17 protein-coding genes are annotated in these 16,035 nt (G+C 47.5%); all 17 read right to left on the reverse strand.

Going from position 1 to position 16,035, the window contains the following annotated elements:
* Nucleotides 1-81: 81 nt before the first annotated feature.
* Complete coding sequence (locus AKL11_RS03820) at nucleotides 82-492, reverse strand: hypothetical protein (RefSeq protein ID WP_067515250.1); 411 nt, start codon at nucleotides 490-492, stop codon at nucleotides 82-84.
* Nucleotides 482-1,843 (reverse strand): FliI/YscN family ATPase, encoded by a 1,362-nt coding sequence (locus AKL11_RS03825; RefSeq protein ID WP_095210141.1) that lies wholly within the window; start codon nucleotides 1,841-1,843, stop codon nucleotides 482-484. Before AKL11_RS03825 ends, AKL11_RS03820 begins: the two co-directional genes overlap by 11 nt.
* Nucleotides 1,840-2,610, reverse strand: coding sequence for a FliH/SctL family protein (locus AKL11_RS03830; protein WP_067515251.1), 771 nt, complete (start codon nucleotides 2,608-2,610; stop codon nucleotides 1,840-1,842). Before AKL11_RS03830 ends, AKL11_RS03825 begins: the two co-directional genes overlap by 4 nt.
* Before the next feature lie 15 nt (nucleotides 2,611-2,625).
* Nucleotides 2,626-3,645, reverse strand: a complete 1,020-nt coding sequence (gene fliG, locus AKL11_RS03835) for a flagellar motor switch protein FliG (protein ID WP_067515252.1) — start codon at nucleotides 3,643-3,645, stop codon at nucleotides 2,626-2,628.
* Between the two features lie 37 nt (nucleotides 3,646-3,682).
* Complete coding sequence (gene fliF / locus AKL11_RS03840; protein WP_067515253.1) at nucleotides 3,683-5,356, reverse strand: flagellar basal-body MS-ring/collar protein FliF; 1,674 nt, start codon at nucleotides 5,354-5,356, stop codon at nucleotides 3,683-3,685.
* 60 nt (nucleotides 5,357-5,416) lie between these two features.
* Nucleotides 5,417-5,731 carry a flagellar hook-basal body complex protein FliE gene (fliE, locus tag AKL11_RS03845; protein ID WP_067515254.1) on the reverse strand — a complete coding sequence of 105 codons (315 nt, stop codon included), beginning with the start codon at nucleotides 5,729-5,731 and terminating at the stop codon, nucleotides 5,417-5,419.
* Between the two features lie 130 nt (nucleotides 5,732-5,861).
* Nucleotides 5,862-6,728, reverse strand: coding sequence for an OmpA family protein (locus tag AKL11_RS03850; protein WP_067515255.1), 867 nt, complete (start codon nucleotides 6,726-6,728; stop codon nucleotides 5,862-5,864).
* Complete coding sequence (locus AKL11_RS03855) at nucleotides 6,728-7,285, reverse strand: flagellar protein FlgN (RefSeq protein WP_095210142.1); 558 nt, start codon at nucleotides 7,283-7,285, stop codon at nucleotides 6,728-6,730. Before AKL11_RS03855 ends, AKL11_RS03850 begins: the two co-directional genes overlap by 1 nt.
* Nucleotides 7,257-7,565 (reverse strand): flagellar biosynthesis anti-sigma factor FlgM, encoded by a 309-nt coding sequence (gene flgM / locus AKL11_RS03860; RefSeq protein WP_067515257.1) that lies wholly within the window; start codon nucleotides 7,563-7,565, stop codon nucleotides 7,257-7,259. Before flgM ends, AKL11_RS03855 begins: the two co-directional genes overlap by 29 nt.
* A gap of 111 nt (nucleotides 7,566-7,676) precedes the next feature.
* Nucleotides 7,677-8,591: a flagellar hook-associated protein FlgL gene (flgL, locus tag AKL11_RS03865; protein WP_095210143.1), complete on the reverse strand. Its 915-nt coding sequence runs from the start codon at nucleotides 8,589-8,591 to the stop codon at nucleotides 7,677-7,679.
* Between the two features lie 14 nt (nucleotides 8,592-8,605).
* Complete coding sequence (locus tag AKL11_RS03870; RefSeq protein WP_067515259.1) at nucleotides 8,606-10,309, reverse strand: hypothetical protein; 1,704 nt, start codon at nucleotides 10,307-10,309, stop codon at nucleotides 8,606-8,608.
* Between the two features lie 86 nt (nucleotides 10,310-10,395).
* Nucleotides 10,396-12,033, reverse strand: a complete 1,638-nt coding sequence (gene flgK / locus AKL11_RS03875) for a flagellar hook-associated protein FlgK (RefSeq protein ID WP_067515260.1) — start codon at nucleotides 12,031-12,033, stop codon at nucleotides 10,396-10,398.
* A gap of 235 nt (nucleotides 12,034-12,268) precedes the next feature.
* Nucleotides 12,269-12,562 (reverse strand): rod-binding protein, encoded by a 294-nt coding sequence (locus AKL11_RS03880; RefSeq protein ID WP_067515261.1) that lies wholly within the window; start codon nucleotides 12,560-12,562, stop codon nucleotides 12,269-12,271.
* An 11-nt stretch (nucleotides 12,563-12,573) separates the two neighbouring features.
* Nucleotides 12,574-13,704, reverse strand: coding sequence for a flagellar basal body P-ring protein FlgI (locus AKL11_RS03885; protein ID WP_067515262.1), 1,131 nt, complete (start codon nucleotides 13,702-13,704; stop codon nucleotides 12,574-12,576).
* Between the two features lie 18 nt (nucleotides 13,705-13,722).
* The gene (locus tag AKL11_RS03890; protein ID WP_067515263.1) at nucleotides 13,723-14,424 is read right to left on the reverse strand and encodes a flagellar basal body L-ring protein FlgH; all 702 of its coding nucleotides are present in this window, start codon (nucleotides 14,422-14,424) and stop codon (nucleotides 13,723-13,725) included.
* Between the two features lie 21 nt (nucleotides 14,425-14,445).
* Nucleotides 14,446-15,231: a flagellar basal-body rod protein FlgG gene (gene flgG / locus AKL11_RS03895; protein WP_067515264.1), complete on the reverse strand. Its 786-nt coding sequence runs from the start codon at nucleotides 15,229-15,231 to the stop codon at nucleotides 14,446-14,448.
* 53 nt (nucleotides 15,232-15,284) lie between these two features.
* Nucleotides 15,285-16,022, reverse strand: coding sequence for a flagellar basal body rod protein FlgF (locus AKL11_RS03900; RefSeq protein WP_067515265.1), 738 nt, complete (start codon nucleotides 16,020-16,022; stop codon nucleotides 15,285-15,287).
* Nucleotides 16,023-16,035: the final 13 nt, after the last annotated feature.

The raw sequence follows: 16,035 nt of genomic DNA on the forward strand, positions 1-16,035 counted from the left end.
CATTGTGCATTCAGTAGTCAGGCTATCACAGACTTAAATCATCAGAAAAGGTTTATAAGAAGGGACATGACTTCTCTTTGTCTAACGCTGCAGATTTTCCTCCATTTCAAGCTCAAGATTGCGCTTATGCTTTTTCATTCGATCCTGTATTTTCTTCTGTAATAACAAATCCACACCTTTCATTTTTCTATGCTGAACAGTCAACTCAGACTCTAATGCCTTCAATTTTGATTGATGATCCGATATTTTCTCATCGATAAGATGACCCACATCGCTGAGCAGTGATGAAAATTGATTTTGATTCCAGCACAACAGGGCGTTTAGTCGCTCACCTTTCTGCAGGTGATTCTGATGATTACTGTCATCCACCATCTTCTTCTGATTGATTAAACCATCCACTCCAGCACTGGTGACAGCAACGTTATTTTGTAAGTCTTTTGACTTATATTCCATCATTCGGTGCAGTCGCTTGAGTTGTTGTTCATCTGCCACTCGCTGCCCCCTCCCGAGTTAGCTGCATGGTTTCTAATACCCGAATAGATGCATCAGGATCAAACTGTTCAAAACGACTTTGCTGCAGAAATCGCTCCATCGCCGGGCGCATCTCAATGGCTTTATCCAATTCCTGATCTGCACCAGCCTGGTAAGCGCCAATGGCCATTAATTCCTGAAAATGGTTGTAACGTGAAAAGAGACGGCGAAAGTTCTGTGCAGATACCCCGTGCTTTTCAAAGGTGACTTGCGGCATAACACGACTCAGCGATTTCTCTAGATCTATCGCCGGAAAGTGACCTTTTTCTGCCAGCTCCCGGTTTAAAACAATATGGCCATCAAGTACAGAACGGGCACAGTCTACGATTGGATCCTGCAAATCATCACCATCCGCTAATACCGTATAAACGGCAGTAATCGAACCATTGCCTGCACCCGGTCCGGACCGCTCAATCAAATTTGGCACTTTACTGAAGACAGATGGCGGATAACCTCTGGACGCTGCCGGCTCACCCATGGTCAAGGCGATCTCTCGATGCGCTTGAGCATAACGAGTCAAAGAATCCATTAACAGCAGCACCGATTTACCCTGATCTCTGAAATACTCAGCAATCCGATGACAATAACTGGCAGCACGAATGCGCCTGACCGGGGATTCATCTCCCGGGGCTGCAACAACGACCGTTTTCTTCATCCCCTCGGAGCCAAGGGTATGTTCGACAAATTCTTTAACTTCCCTTGAGCGCTCACCAATAAGGCCAACCACCGTCACATCAGCCTGCGTATTGCGGGTCATCATTCCCAACAATGTACTTTTGCCAATCCCACTTCCAGCCAGCAACCCTATACGCTGCCCCCGCCCAAGGGTAAATAAACCATCAATCGCCCGAATACCCACATGCAAAGGTTTATCCACAACACCCCGATTCATGGGATTTAATGGTATGGGTAACACGGGGATTCGTTCATTTAACGTCAATGGCTTGTTATCCAGAGGCTCACCCATTGCATCGACAACGCGACCCACCAGTGAACTATCTACCGAAACGCCCTGATTCACCGGCACAGGAACGATTAAATCCCCGGGTGAGATGCCATCCTGATGGTTCGAAAGCGACATTAGCAAGGAGGTTTTATCATTAAAGCCGACGACTTCTGCCTCAAATCCATCACCAGACCGTGAGCGTATATGACAAAGCTGACCTACCGGCAGGCGAACGCCCACTGCTTCCAGCAACATGCCTTTCACTGCAGCAACCCGGCCTGTCAATGAAGCGACCGGCACTTTGCGAAGCCGTCCGATCATGGAGTTGGCTGTCGTTGCTGATACCTCCGGAAGTTCATTGATCAAGAGACAGCCTCCAGATCTTCCACCAGAGACTCTTTAATAATATCCAGACATTGAATTAATCGATTATCCAACCTGGCTTCCGCCTCGCCTTCACTGGCAACTATTCGACAGTCACCAGGCATTAAATTCTCAGTAACCACCAGCTGCCATGGCGCCCCAAAATCCGGCTTGGTGCGTCTCAACAGCTCAGCATCCTGATCGCATACCTGTATGGTATAACTGTTGCTTTCTGGCACCAGCTCGAGGGATTGGCGGATAATATCCACAATTAGCTCTGGCTTGGTTTCCATCTCTTTTCGAACCACCTGACGACAGACTTCTTCTACTACCTGACCAAGCCATACCGACAACTGTTCCCGGTTTTGCAAAGTACTGTTTTTAACGGCGGAAATTTCACGGTGCAAACTGTCTACCAGTGCCTTCTGCTGCTCTGAAACCTGCTGGGTCTGGCTGGCGATTTTTTTGGATGCTTCTTCAAAACCCTGACGACGTCCTTCATCGTAGCCGCGCTGATAACTCCTCTGCTCCATACTCTGAAGCTCTGCTTCGTGCTGCTCCTGTACTTTCTCTATCGTCCCTTGGCTGGCTTCAGAAGCCACTGAAGATTCCGGAATTATCGGGGTTTCGGAAGGAGTAACTGCACTGTGCTTTTTTGCGCGACCGTTTTTTTGAGTTTGACCAGGTCGCCCTTTCTTCTCATGCACAGGAAAATGAAACTGCTGATAAGCTGCAGTTTCTGGCTGCCAGATTCTGGTTTTGCTCTTCATGGAAGCCTCATAGGGTTACTCAATCATCTCTTCATCTTCATTAAAGCTCAGCTCAATTTCACCACTGGCCGCCAGCTGCCGTGCAATTCTCAATACATCATTACGGGCACCCTGAACCTGGCTGGCACGCACCGAACCGAGGTTCTCAATATCCTCCAACAGGAATTTCGAAGCCCGCTTGGTCATGGTGCCAACAATGGCATCCATCACATCTTGAGGAGCACCTTTCAATGCCAGCACAAGAATATCCTGGCTGACCTCACTGGCAATGCGACGAATTACGTCTTCATCCAACCGCGTCAGATGCTCAAAGACAAACATCTGCTGCTCAATTTTCTCTGCAAGTTTCTTGTCTTGCTCTTTGAAGTAACCCAGAACATTTTTAACCGTACCTTCACCCATTCGATTCATGATATCCGCAACCTGACGTAAGCCACTGACCGTGGTGTTCTGGCTGGTGCTGAGACGGCCAATATTGTCATCAAACATCCGGTTCAGTTCCTGCAGAATGGAGGGATGCAGTTCTTCAAGGCGGGCAACTCTGGACAACAAATCCTGATGAGTAGCAACGGGCAAACGCTGAAGAACCTCTGCCGCCTGCTCAGGCCCAAGGTAAGTCAGCACCACTGCCTGAAGCTGAGGATGCTCGCCGGCAATCAACTCGGTAATCGTCGCAGAATCCATCATTTTCATGGTTTCCAATGTGGTGTCTTCATCACCAAAGATCGAGTCCATGACGTTTTTGGCTTCTTTATCGCCCAGTGCCAGCTTCAGGGTTTTGTCTAAATAGCCACGAGATGATCCCGTAAGACCACTGTCGTATCGATAGGTGTGGAAAAAGATATCCAACACTTCCTGAACCTGATCTCTCTTCAACGGTGCCATGGTTGCCATAGCAGCACTGACCTGCCGAACTTCTCGCTGGCTAAGATGCTCCAACACCTTTGAAGCCCCCTTTTCTCCAAGGCTGAGCATCAGGATGGCAATGTCTCTGGTTGTTGGCTGCCTAATGGCAAGATCACGATTCTCACTCATGTTTTCATTTATTCTCTTTTTTATCGGTCATCAATGACTACGTCTCATAATTGCTCATCCACAGCTGGATCACCTGCGCCACTCGTTCAGGCTGTTTCACCGACAGCTTTCTCATATGGGTCACCTGAGTTTCAAAATCTGCCAGCTCCGGTGGCAGTAGGTGGAAACTTTCATCAAACATGGCTCGTCGTTTCTCAGGATCCACTTCGTCCATATGGGCCAGTTCACCATGCCCTTCTGCTAGCGCTGGCAGTAATTCTTTTGGTGGTTCCAAGTTGACCGTGACTTGTTGCATCAGCGGTCGAATCAAATAGAACAACACTAAAATCGCCAATAACGTACCGCAGCCGTATTTCACGTAATACAGCGTCTGTGGCTGTTGCCACCATGCCATCGTGCTGTCCGGAGCACCTTCAACAGGAACAAACGGTGCGGTATGAATACTGATCTGATCACCTCTTACCTGATCCAATCCTGTCGCATCAATAATCATCTGACGCATACTGTCCAGTCGAGCCTGATCCCACTCCGCTACAGCACCAGAAACAGCACCTTCAGCCTGATCATTAAAGACGACAGCAATACTCAGTTTATCAACACGACCCTGGTGGTTTGATACCTGGCGGGTTACTTTGTCCACTTCATAATTGCGCACAAATTCCGACTGACTACTGTTCTCGGTCTCCGCTTCTTCATCCGTCTCTGCCGGAGGCTGATTGCTTAATGTGCCTGGAACGCCTATCGCTGGCCCTCCGGTATTGATGCGCTCTTTTCCTTGCTCACTTCGTACCACCGCTGTCGCTGGATCAAACTGCTCTACGGTCTGAATCACTTTTTCAAAATCCACACTGGCGGTCACCTGTGCCCGAAAATTGCCAGGGCCAACCAATGGCTCAAGAAGGTGGCTGATACGATCTTGATAACGGGCTTCCACCTCCTGCTTAAAATCAAACTGTCTGGACACTTCGCCAAGAGCGCCGCTTTTTTCGAGTGCTTCTGTGGATAACAGTCTGCCACTCTGATCAACAACAGATATATCTTCCCTGCTCATATTGGAGACGCTGGTTGCCACCAGATTGATGATACCTTCCACCTGTTCAACGCTCAGTCGATACCCCGGAAATAAATTGACAAAGACAGACGCTGACGGCTTTTCTTTACGCCGAATAAAGCTGCTTTGTTTGGGAATGGCCAAATGCACCCGCGCATTTCGCACCGACTTCAGACTGATAATGGTTTGCGCCAGCTCGCCTTCCAGTCCTCTTAAATAGCGGACACCTTCGATAAACTGACTGGCACCCAGCTCCTGTTGATCCAACGTATCCAGACCTTCTGGTGATCGTGCCTGAATACCGGCAATCGACAGCTTCATTCTCGCCTGACTTAGTTGACCAGCGTCTACCATCACTTGTCCGGATTCAGGATGAAGCGTGTAGTTCAGCCCTTCCCGTTCCAGCACTTCAACAATACTGGACACTTCGTAAAGCTCCTGATTGCCGTACAAAGGCTGATAATCGGCGGCTTGCGACCAGAGCCAAAGCACCACCAACAGAGCAATGCCAGCGGAGAGCATGATCAGGGTAATAGTCTGATAGCCTTTATTCTTTTGCAGAAATTCCTGAACCCGCTCGCGCCACAGCTGAAGCTGAGATGTTGCTTGCTCTTCTTCAATCCCGGTTTCCTGTAAACCGTCTGCTGTCGCTTCAGCCATTCTTCACTCCACTTTCCTTATCTAGCGTGCCTTGTCTAGCGTGTTTGCCAGAACCGCTGTTCAAACCTGCATGCGCATAACTTCTTCATAGGCTGCTACTGCCTTATTTCTCACCTGCATCAACGCTTGAAAAGAAATGCTGGCTTTCTGGGTGGCAATCATCGTTCCCAGCAAGTCCTGAGACTCACCGGTATCCACCTGATGCATCTGAGTCGATGCGGATTGCTGCAACTCGTTCACCCGGTCCATGGCGGATTTCATCAACTGCGTAAAATCAGGGACATCGTTTCGGCTTAAATCGGAAGGTAATACTGATGGCTGCCGTTCAGTTCTGACCGGGTTTACCAGGCTGGAGGCCAATCCTTTGATTTCCATAATCGCTCCGTCTTCCAGAAAGTCTGGTAGCAAGTATTTTTCAAAGTGCCAGAAATGCCTGAGATTTTCTCAGGCTCTGAAAGGATATCGACGTTGGATTGACAGAGTTTAGGAAGAAAAAGACATTGGCTTAACGAGTTATCCGAATCTCGACGCGGCGATTTCTGTTTCGCCCATCGGGGGTGTTGTTATCAGCCACAGGGTAACGTTCACCATGAAATCGCATCAGGATTTTACCAGTAGGAACCCCCATTTTTTGCAGCTCACTCACCAGTAACTGCCCCCTTTTTTTAGAAAGTTCCCGGTTCACCAATTCATCACCATAAGAATCCGTATGAGAATCAATGGTGATACGATCAACGTTATGATCTGCCACCACATATTCAGCAATATGAAGCAACATTTGTCGTTGATCATCATCCAGTCGTTTACCGCCGGACGGATAATAAAAGGTATTGTGTTTTGCCTGTTCAAAATTCAACAGCAACAAATCGTCCATACAGCGGTAAAACTGCTCAAGTACCGGCATAATATTCAGGGCAGGCACCTGAACAATGACCGAAGGCCCATTATTGTCGTCCACCACCAATTGTAGCTGTTGCCCTGCATGAAATGCCTTCAGAACATTCACCATGCTGATATCTATAGATAAAGAATCACCCGCGGGGATACTGGCGTTGGCAATGGGCGTATGTTGTGGTTTCACCGACCAGGGAGGTGAAGTAATCGCCACAGAGACCTGGCGCTGCTCGCTTTGAAATGGGTCTGGAGCAACGGCAATTTGCTCAACTTCACCGGCTTCGGCAATCAGCTGAAGATCACCCAAACCAGCCACCGGATTTGATAAAATGCAGTAAAATCCATGCTCCTTGTTCATGGACCATTGATGATCTTCAAGCACCTGAGGGTAATAAATCGTCTGAGGGGCATCTGCAGAAACACTCATCTGCAGAAAAATTACGGCACCGATAATAACTGCGGCATAGCGACTCTTCATTATTCAGCCAGCGGATTAACGGGCACCCCATGCTCATCATAGGTAGCAATGGGTTGTCCTGAGAAAGAGAGTTCAATAATTTTTCGGGTACTGGCTGAAAGCCGAGCCAATAAACGACCATTGGCGTTATTGACTTGCTGGCAACGGTTGGCAGAGTGTTCTAACTGATCCCAATATTTCTCCAGTGTCTGATACGCTTCTATCGGGGCAATAGCAGGCTGCTGTTTCATAAGGCTGAAGAACTGTTTTATGCCAGTACTATCATTACTGAAGCCAAACTGTTTCAGGTAGTGCTCTCGAAGAGAGCCATTCATTTGCAGCATGTTCAGTAAGCGAACCTGATGCTCCAGTGACACTTCCAGAGAGGCAATGTTCCTATTCAGCATTTTCTGATGGACCGCTTCCAGAACCTTTTCCATTTTTCTGGACAGAGCCAAAGCATCACGAATATTACTGAGCATTTTCTGGAAATGATCTTGTAATACACGATCCGTATTAGCAACATTCGAGACATTTTCTAAATTAGCATCAGTCGTCGTCTTCGGCATTGAGTTCATCAGAGAGTTCCAGAATTTTATCAGCCAAACGCTGATAATCGATGGGGAAGTTGCCTTTTTTGATCGACTCGCGAACACTTTTCACTCTGGCGGCATTCACATCATCCAGATCCGATAACTGTTGAAAAAGATCATCAATCTGTTGGGCTGAGGCACTGACATTCAAACGATCTTCGGCAACACGCGGGACACTGCTAACCCCTGTTTTTTTGTCAACACGCGGTTTTGCTCCACTGACTGCACCGGCTTTTTTACCACCGGTTCCTTTTATGCTGGACATTACAACCTGCTCCCGAGAACGTTCTGTAGGAACATCGGCTAAATCGCTGCTCTTCTTAAATCAAAAGCGTCTTAAATCAAAAGCGTGTTAAATCAAGAGCAACTTAAATTCTTAGAAATAGTTGAACAGAGAAAGATTCTTGATATTGGCATAGACCTGCTGACTGGCTGACAAAATCACCTGCTGTTGATTCAATCGGGTAGTGGCTTCCACAAAATCCACATTTTCCAGGCTGGACGTCAATTGCTGAGCAAACAATTTGATGTCTCCATGGCTGCCACCAATCTGATCAAGAAGATTTAACTCACTGCCGCCTCGCGTTTGCGCAGAACCAATTCGCTCCATGGTGTTATCAATCCAGATAATGGATTCGGCAACCACGGTATCCAAATTTGCAGTAGGTGTGTTCAGCTCTGTTACCGCTGCGGCAAGTGCATCAAAAATGGTGTCTGGCAACGGTGCAATGGCAGCAGCATCAACAAAAAGTGCATCCCCGGGCTGAGTTAATTGGACGGTTGTCGATCCATTGACCTCTACTTCACGATGCAGACTGTTACCGTTGTATAGATAGTCACCGGCGACTAACATGAAGGGTTCCTGTGTCGTAGTCGTTCCTGAAAACAAATACTGACCATCCGCTGTTCGATGATTCGCCTGACTCAGCAAAGCCTCATTCAGAGATGACAATTCATCAGCAATGGTCGCAAGATCGGCATTGCTTCGTGAACCATTGCCTGCCTCCAGAAGAATATCTCTGGAACGCATCAACAAATCGTTCATGCCACCGAACAAAACATCCTGCTGCTGTAACCAGCCCCTGGCTGAACTGATGTTATTTTCATACTGACCGATGGCATTCAGTTCATTGTTCAGTCGCAGAATCTTAACTGCGTCCACCGCATCGTCGGAAGGTTGCAGAATCCGCTTGCCAGTGGCTAACTGATCCGATGTTCTGGCTAAATCCGCCATGGTGTTTTGCATCACCTGCACCATGAGCCGGTTGTAGTTCCCTGTGCTGACTCTCATAGCTCCCTACCCATCTAGTTTGGAATATATTTTTTATACCTATCGGCTTCGTAATCAAGGCAATCTTCGCAAATCATTCTGATTGTTTGTTGTAGATTCATCATTGCTGTTAATAGATCCTCAACTCTTCCTTTCAACGTTTTGATAGAGTCTATTTCATCAGCAAATCCTCTTAAGGTAGACATTAAGGGAATTCCCTTGCCCCGCTTATGTTCCGGAGGTGATTCTTCATTGAGACTGGTTGATTCAACAGGGTCAAGGCTTTGTTTTTGTCCTGCCTTAGGCTCTAACTTGTCAGCTTTCCACGAAGCCAGTTCGCTGCAACCTTTGGAAACAGGGGATAGATCCTCAATGTCTACCTTAAGAGGGAAGGTTCGAATAAGTCCAGACTCGACGTCTGAAGCCGTTGGTATTACTGAAGCTGTTTTTAGGGGAAAGGACTTATTCGCATGTTCCCTAGACTCGTACCCAAATAGAATACTGGCAACAGTCATTAGAGAGTTACAATTTTCAATAATGTTTGAAATCAAAGAATAGGCCTGAGATTCAGAACCTAAACGATCCATATAAGAATTAACCAGCGTCTGAACAATAGGTTTGATATCACCTGAACTGGCTTCACCACCATGCTTTTTTTCCAAACTTTTCCGCTGTGCGATAAAACCTGCCAAGTCATTGAACAAGGTTTCAACTGATTTACGCAGGACAGAAATATTTATTTCTTTCACATTTTCAAAAGCCTTATCTATGTCTTCAAATTTTACTAACTCATTTGAAGGTACACCATGATCCTCTTCCGCAATCTTTCTTTTACAATTCTCTATATACTCCTCAAGCCCTATAAATTGTGAAATACACTTCTCAATTTCATCAAGGCCCTGGGAGAAGTTATAATTTAAATTAACGAGTATTAATCTATTAATGGTTTCATCGTATTCAGAGATGAAACCATTAATAATTTTGCTTATACCTGATGCCTCCTCACACAATGCTTTGACTTCAACCCCATTCAACTCTTTTTTTAACTCCCAAAAAGGAATTTCATTAAACCTGTACTGACTCCCACAAATCATACGGCATGATGTGCAATAACCCTGTGTACCTCTCTGAAAACAAGGCCTTTCTTGTGAATAAATCTTGCCACTTTTAAATCGCAACAATCTGGCTATAGCCTTTTCTGCATTATGCCCTTCATTTCCAGAATTAGGGTACGTTTTATAAGGCAAGTCTGTCCTGCCAGAGTAACGACCCATCTCCCATGGAAATCTGCATTGCACTGATTCATCAACGGGAAGGCCAACCTTAAATCGTCCGCCGGTAATATTATCACCTTTCTCTGAATATACGGCTGGATAGTCTATACCCTCATGCATTGTCGGCTCAGCTTGTTGTAAAACCACTATATTTCTTTCAAGCAAATGTATCAGGTGAGACTTCACCACGGTTATTTGCTGATCACTTTTTGGAAAAAAAACCCTGAGATCAGGAGACACTTCGATTATTCGTTCATGAGTATGGCAAGTATCTATAAAATAGGCTCTGTCTGAACGTAAATTGCGAACCAGTACCGGTTTCATCCTGTGATCACCCGTGTAATAAGGTGTAACCGCCTCATCTGCAGCCTTTTTAATATCAAGATCTTTTCCCGGTATAACCTCGGGCGAAGAACAATAGCTTGCTGTATTTTCTCTACCCTGGAATAGGAACGAAAGATTCATTTGTAGTTCTCTATTTACTGACCTAGGGTTAGACAACGTAATTATCATCCAAGTTCATTTCTATCGCACTGTTCAGTTAGCATTGGTTAAAACATAGCCAGCAGTGCATCAAAGGTTGATCGTGCGACAGAAATCACCCGAGCATTGGCACTGTAAAGTTGTTGGAATCGTAAAATACTGGCAGCTTCTTCATCCAGATTAACACCGCTGTAGGTGCCGACAGCAGACTCAACCTGCGACAATAATGCCTGCCCACCAGCCGCCTCGGTTTTACTTCGAGACGTCTGCACCGCGACTTCACCCACAAAACCGGAATACGCCGTCACCAATGTACTGGTGCCGCCATTGATGAGACCTTTGGATTGAATGGCGACTAAATCCAGCAAATTACTGTTGTCGCCTATGCCATTTCCAGGAGCAGCAAACGCCAGGGCAGAAGGGTCCGACATCATGGTTTGGATTTCCCGGGCACCGTACCTTAACGGAGCCAGTCGATAAGCTTGATCCGTGGCTGTGGCATCAACATTAATCTCGATACCATCAAACGTCAGGGTATCTGTGCCTGCGCCCGACAAAACACCGGCGGCAACGTCCGTATTATCAAGCCGTCGAACCACCCGATAGTTGCCTGCGTTATCAACACGAAAATCATAATCACTGGATTGCAGTTGATTGGTATCGGTAATCGTTAAGGAACTGACTGCCGTTGATACCGCATCAAGGGGCATCGCTGCACCGACCGGTGTCGTCAAATCATTAAACAACGACGTGCCGGGGTTGCCATTAAGGTCTTCGCCGGCTTGCAACTGAGTATTGATTTCATGAGCCAGAACCACGGCCATACGCCCCATTTCATTGCGAGCGTAAACCAGCTGATCAGATTGATATTGCAGCAAACCACCCACCGTTCCACCTGGATCGCCGGTGACTCGTATCTTGGTGTTGCCGGTTTGCAGAATCATCTGAAAACCATCTGCAGCATCCACCAAACCTTCCACGGACAGTGAGTTATGCTGATTAGCCAGCACCAATGGCTGGCCGGATTTCATATACACACTGTAGGAGCCATTGTCGTGTTGCAGAACATTAACAGACACCAACTCAGAGAGATCCTTAACCGCTTGATCACGGAGATCCAATATCTCGTTAGCGGGCTGGCTGCCTGTGGATAACGTTCTCAGCTGATCATTAAATCCGGCAATATTGGTCAGCAGGCCATTAATTTGATTGGCTGCAGCATTCAGCTGCTGGCCGACCACTTCGGCCTGCCCCTGAAGCTGATTAAAGAGGGTGTTAAATCGTCCTGTCAGACCGTTACTTTCTGCCAGAATCACCTGTCGTGTACTGGATTCCACCGGATCGATGGCGCCACCGTTTAAAGCGGTAAAAAAGTTATCAAAGCCTTTAGCTAGGGACATATTGTCGCTACCCAGCCACTGATCAAGATCGTTCAAATAACTCAAATGCGTATTCGTTTCACCAGCAATGGCCTGACTTTCCCACATCTGAGCAGTGAGGAACTGACTGGTAATCCGGCTTACCGAACTGGAATTCACCCCCGTCCCTAAAGCACCTATACCCGGATAGAGCGTGTAGGTCGGCTGAAACTGAACAGTCTGACGACTGTAGCCTTCGGTTTCCGCATTGGCGATGTTGTTGCCGGCCACCGTCAGGGCTTTCTGGCTGGCCAGTAGGCCGGATGTGGCAATATGTGTCAGGCTCATGATGGTTCCAACAGGAATTTGCTCACATTGCCATCGACCTGAAAAAGGTGCTTCTTGAGGGGGAGTTTGTGGATTCTACCAATGTCGCTTTTAAATTATGGAGTGAGCAAGTCATTTTGGGCGACTGGACAAGGCGAAGAGACGAGTCATAGCCTTAGCTATGGCGAGGAACTTCAACGCAGAGCCAGTCGCCCAAAATGGCTGCACAGCCCATAATTTAAAAGCAGAATTGGTATTAGTCGCCGAGCTGTCGGATTAATGCCTGAGCGATGCCTAAACCACCATGTTCACTTAAGTGTTCCGCCAATTGAGCGTCAAACATAGAATAGAAAAACCGGGTATCGTTACTCATCATGGGCGACTCGGTATCTGACATCATCGCCTCATTGGCCTGTCGCATACTTTTGAGCAGTTCATTCACAAATAATGATTCAAACTCTTTCGCTGCAGCTTCAAGGCTATCGATATTACCCGGTTCGGCTGAACTCAAGATCGTTGGATCTGCAATATTTCCCACGCCACTCAGCATAAAGCTCTCCTTTATATAACGATCAACTCTGCTTCCAGCGCGCCGGCTGCTTTCAGTGCTTCTAGAATTGACATCAAATCCGTAGGTGTGGCGCCAACGCCATTGATGGCCGTTACCACTTCAGACAGCGACACTCCCTCCGGCACCAGATAAATCGCCGACGCTTCTTCCGATATAGCCACATCACTGTTCAGAACAACTTCGGTGGTTCCTCCTTCTGAAAAGGCCGTCGGCTGACTGGCTGTTGCATTCTGGCTGACCCGAACCACAAGGTTGCCATGACTGACTGCAGCAGGTCGAACTCGTACGTTCTCGCCCATCACCACCGTACCGGTACGGGAATTGAAGATGATTCGAGCCGCTGGGCTGGGCATATCAACATCCAACTGCTCCAGCATGGCCATAAACGACACCCGCTGACTGCTGTCCTTCGGGGCTGACACTTCAATAGATACCCCGTTAGTCGCAGACGCAACACCGGGGCCAAAATACTGATTGATGGCTTTTACAATTCTGCGCGCGGTACTAAAGCCAGGCTCTCTTAAATTCAACACCAAATGAGTGCCGTAGTTAAAAGGTGTTTCCACGGCTCGTTCAATCAAAGCACCACCGGGAATACGTCCGCCATTGGTGCTGTTGATTTGAACCTTACTTCCGGTTCCTGGATTTTCAGCATTTCCAGCCAAGCCCTCTGCAGATACACCACCAACAAGCAGACTGCCTTGAGCGATGGCATAAATTTGACCATCAGCGCCTTTCATAGGTGTAAACAACAGTGTTCCACCGCGTAAACTTTTCGCATCACCAATGGACGACACACTGACATCCAATTTCTGCCCCGGTCTGGCAAAAGCTGGCAGCGAGCCATGTACCGTCACTGCGGCGACATTTTTAGAATTCACATCATTACTGGTAATCGTCAGCCCGAAATCCCGAAGCATGTTCACCAGAGACTGTTTGGTAAACGCCGATTTATCGCCGGTGCCATCCAAGCCAACCACCAATCCATAGCCAATCAGCTGATTACTGCGAACACCTTCAACATCCACAACATCCAGCAGTCGTCGTGCATTGGCGGGCGCTGTAATAAGCAAGGCAAATAAAAATAATGTGATGACTGGCAATTGATGGCGTCCTGCCATAACTCCTCCATTTTACCCTTAAAAAGGAAACCAAGGGCTATTCAGCATTCTGGCAAACCAGCCAGGCTTGTGAGCATTGGCATTATCACCAAGGGCAACGTAATCCACTCGGGCTTCTGCCAGTCGTTCCGATGACACCTTATTATCGGTGCTGACATCTTCCGGACGAACAAGCCCGCTGATCTTAATCTGTTCCCGACCCGAGTTAATGGTCAGCCATTTGTTACCTTGAATACGCAACGTGCCATTGGGTAAAACTTCAACGACCTTTACCGCTACACTGCCTTCCAGACTGTTATTACGACTTGCACTGGTCGCACCGCCATATTCACGGGTTGGCTGGATACTGGTTGCCAGTGAACGACCACTGCCCAAAATCGACGCGCTGGAGCGTCCTAATAAAGTAGGATCGGGAATATCAATATTGGCGCTTTTATTGACGCTACTGCCCCCACCCATGCTGATATTGGTGGTGCCTTTTAGCTCAATGGTGAGGATGTCACCCAAACGATACGCTCGACGGTCGGAAACCATCATGTTGCCGTAGCGGGGGTTAAACAGGCTGCCATTTGGCACGTACTTTACAATGTAGGGCTGTTGCACTTTGGGCTCAGGAATGACCTCTGGTTCTTCCTGAAAAACAGGCGACACGGATGCGGTGTCTGGCAGATTCTGACAACCGGCCAAAATCAGGCTAATACCGAGCAGAAATATTCTCATACCAGACTCCTGTTATTGAACTTAAAGTGTCTGATTCACAAACTGCATCATCTGATCCGCTGCCGAGATCACCTTTGAATTCATTTCATAGGCTCGCTGGACAGAGATCATTTTCACCAACTCTTCAACTGTACTGACGTTGGAAGTTTCCAGAGTAAACTGTTTTAGAAAGCCGAGACCTTCAACACCGGGCTGTGCTTCAACCGGATCACCACTGGCAACGGTTTGCTGAAACAAATTGCCACCCATGGCCTGTAAACCTGCTGGGTTTACGAAATTCACCAAGGTGATTTGACCGATTTCAACCGGCTCAATGATGCCTGGTTGCTTAACCATCACAATGCCATCGTCGCTGATGGTAATGCCGGTAGCATCAGCAGGAATTGCAATGCCCGGCTCAAGTGGTAAACCATTGCCGTTTACAATTTCACCATCGGAATTGATCTGAAACTGTCCGTTTCTGGAATATGCAGGCGTGCCATCAGGCTGAAGCATCTGAAAAAAACCATTACCAATAATGGCCATATCCAGTGCTTGATTGGTGGTGTCATAATTTCCCGGCGTAAATACTTTCTGGGTACCCGTCATTTTGACACCGGTGCCCATTTGCAAGCCGGAAGGTATTTCATTGTTCTGGTCGTTTAATGCGCCAGGTTGGCGTTGAATATGATAAAAAAGGTCTTCAAAGGTTGCCCTGTCCCGTTTGAACCCAACCGTATTTACGTTGGCCAGGTTATTGGAAATGATGGCCATCTGCCGTTCCTGGGCAGCCAAACCTGTTTTACTGACCCAAAGTGAAGGATTCATCGCACACTCCCTGCGTGTTTTATTCCAAACTTATATTCAGACTTTTATCCAAACTACTGCTCTCTGATCAGCCGGTCTCCCGATGACGCCAAATCTCCCGCCGCTTTCATCATCTTCATCTGACTTTCAAACTGGCGGCTCAACGAGATAAACGAAATCATTTCATCCATAGCACTGACATTACTGGTTTCCAGAAAGCCCGTTCTCAGTCGTACATTTGGATCGGCATCCAGTGCTTCGCCATTGGCAGAAACGAACAAACCATTCCATGCCTTTTGTAATTCTGTCACTTCAGGGTTAACCAGTTTTAACTGACCGACTTCGACTGTTTCACCTGTGCCATCGGCAGGAATAATGGTAATTGTTCCGTCACCAGCAATCTCAATGGACTCAAACTCTGGTAACTGGACAGGCCCGGCATCACCCATTACTGGTAACCCCTTGGCAGTCAGTAATTGACCATCAGCACTCACCTGAAACTGACCTGCACGGGTATACGCCTCATTACCATCAATGGTTTCTACCGTGAACCAACCATCACCACTTACCACCGCATCCAACTTTCTGCCGGTGTGTTCCTGAGCCCCTACATCAAAGCTGCTTCCTAACCCTCGAGCAGACGACATAATCCGACTTTGAAAACCATCCCCCTGCAATGCCACCGATAAACTGCTGACAAAATCACGACGGAAGCCCAATGTATTACTGTTGGTCAGGTTGTTGGCATGCACCTGCTGGGCACGCATGGACAGCGTGGCTCCGGCAGAACTGATATACAGCGCTTTATCCATTATTTACGTCCTG

It is taken from the genome of Endozoicomonas ascidiicola (assembly GCF_001646945.1).
GTDB classification, from domain to species: domain Bacteria; phylum Pseudomonadota; class Gammaproteobacteria; order Pseudomonadales; family Endozoicomonadaceae; genus Endozoicomonas; species Endozoicomonas ascidiicola.

Bases quoted from the DNA above. Each gene is read 5' to 3' on its own strand.
- AKL11_RS03900 (WP_067515265.1), bottom strand. From the start codon at position 16,022: ATGGATAAAGCGCTGTATATCAGTTCTGCCGGAGCCACGCTGTCCATG.
- fliF (WP_067515253.1), bottom strand. From the start codon at position 5,356: ATGGCTGAAGCGACAGCAGACGGTTTACAGGAAACCGGGATTGAAGAA.
- AKL11_RS03850 (WP_067515255.1), bottom strand. From the start codon at position 6,728: ATGAAGAGTCGCTATGCCGCAGTTATTATCGGTGCCGTAATTTTTCTG.
- flgM (WP_067515257.1), bottom strand. From the start codon at position 7,565: ATGTCCAGCATAAAAGGAACCGGTGGTAAAAAAGCCGGTGCAGTCAGT.
- AKL11_RS03830 (WP_067515251.1), bottom strand. From the start codon at position 2,610: ATGAAGAGCAAAACCAGAATCTGGCAGCCAGAAACTGCAGCTTATCAG.
- AKL11_RS03885 (WP_067515262.1), bottom strand. From the start codon at position 13,704: ATGGCAGGACGCCATCAATTGCCAGTCATCACATTATTTTTATTTGCC.
- fliE (WP_067515254.1), bottom strand. From the start codon at position 5,731: ATGGAAATCAAAGGATTGGCCTCCAGCCTGGTAAACCCGGTCAGAACT.
- flgL (WP_095210143.1), bottom strand. From the start codon at position 8,591: ATGAGAGTCAGCACAGGGAACTACAACCGGCTCATGGTGCAGGTGATG.
- flgK (WP_067515260.1), bottom strand. From the start codon at position 12,033: ATGAGCCTGACACATATTGCCACATCCGGCCTACTGGCCAGCCAGAAA.
- fliG (WP_067515252.1), bottom strand. From the start codon at position 3,645: ATGAGTGAGAATCGTGATCTTGCCATTAGGCAGCCAACAACCAGAGAC.
- AKL11_RS03855 (WP_095210142.1), bottom strand. From the start codon at position 7,285: ATGAACTCAATGCCGAAGACGACGACTGATGCTAATTTAGAAAATGTC.
- flgG (WP_067515264.1), bottom strand. From the start codon at position 15,231: ATGAATCCTTCACTTTGGGTCAGTAAAACAGGTTTGGCTGCCCAGGAA.
- AKL11_RS03880 (WP_067515261.1), bottom strand. From the start codon at position 12,562: ATGCTGAGTGGCGTGGGAAATATTGCAGATCCAACGATCTTGAGTTCA.
- AKL11_RS03890 (WP_067515263.1), bottom strand. From the start codon at position 14,424: ATGAGAATATTTCTGCTCGGTATTAGCCTGATTTTGGCCGGTTGTCAG.
- AKL11_RS03870 (WP_067515259.1), bottom strand. From the start codon at position 10,309: ATGAATCTTTCGTTCCTATTCCAGGGTAGAGAAAATACAGCAAGCTAT.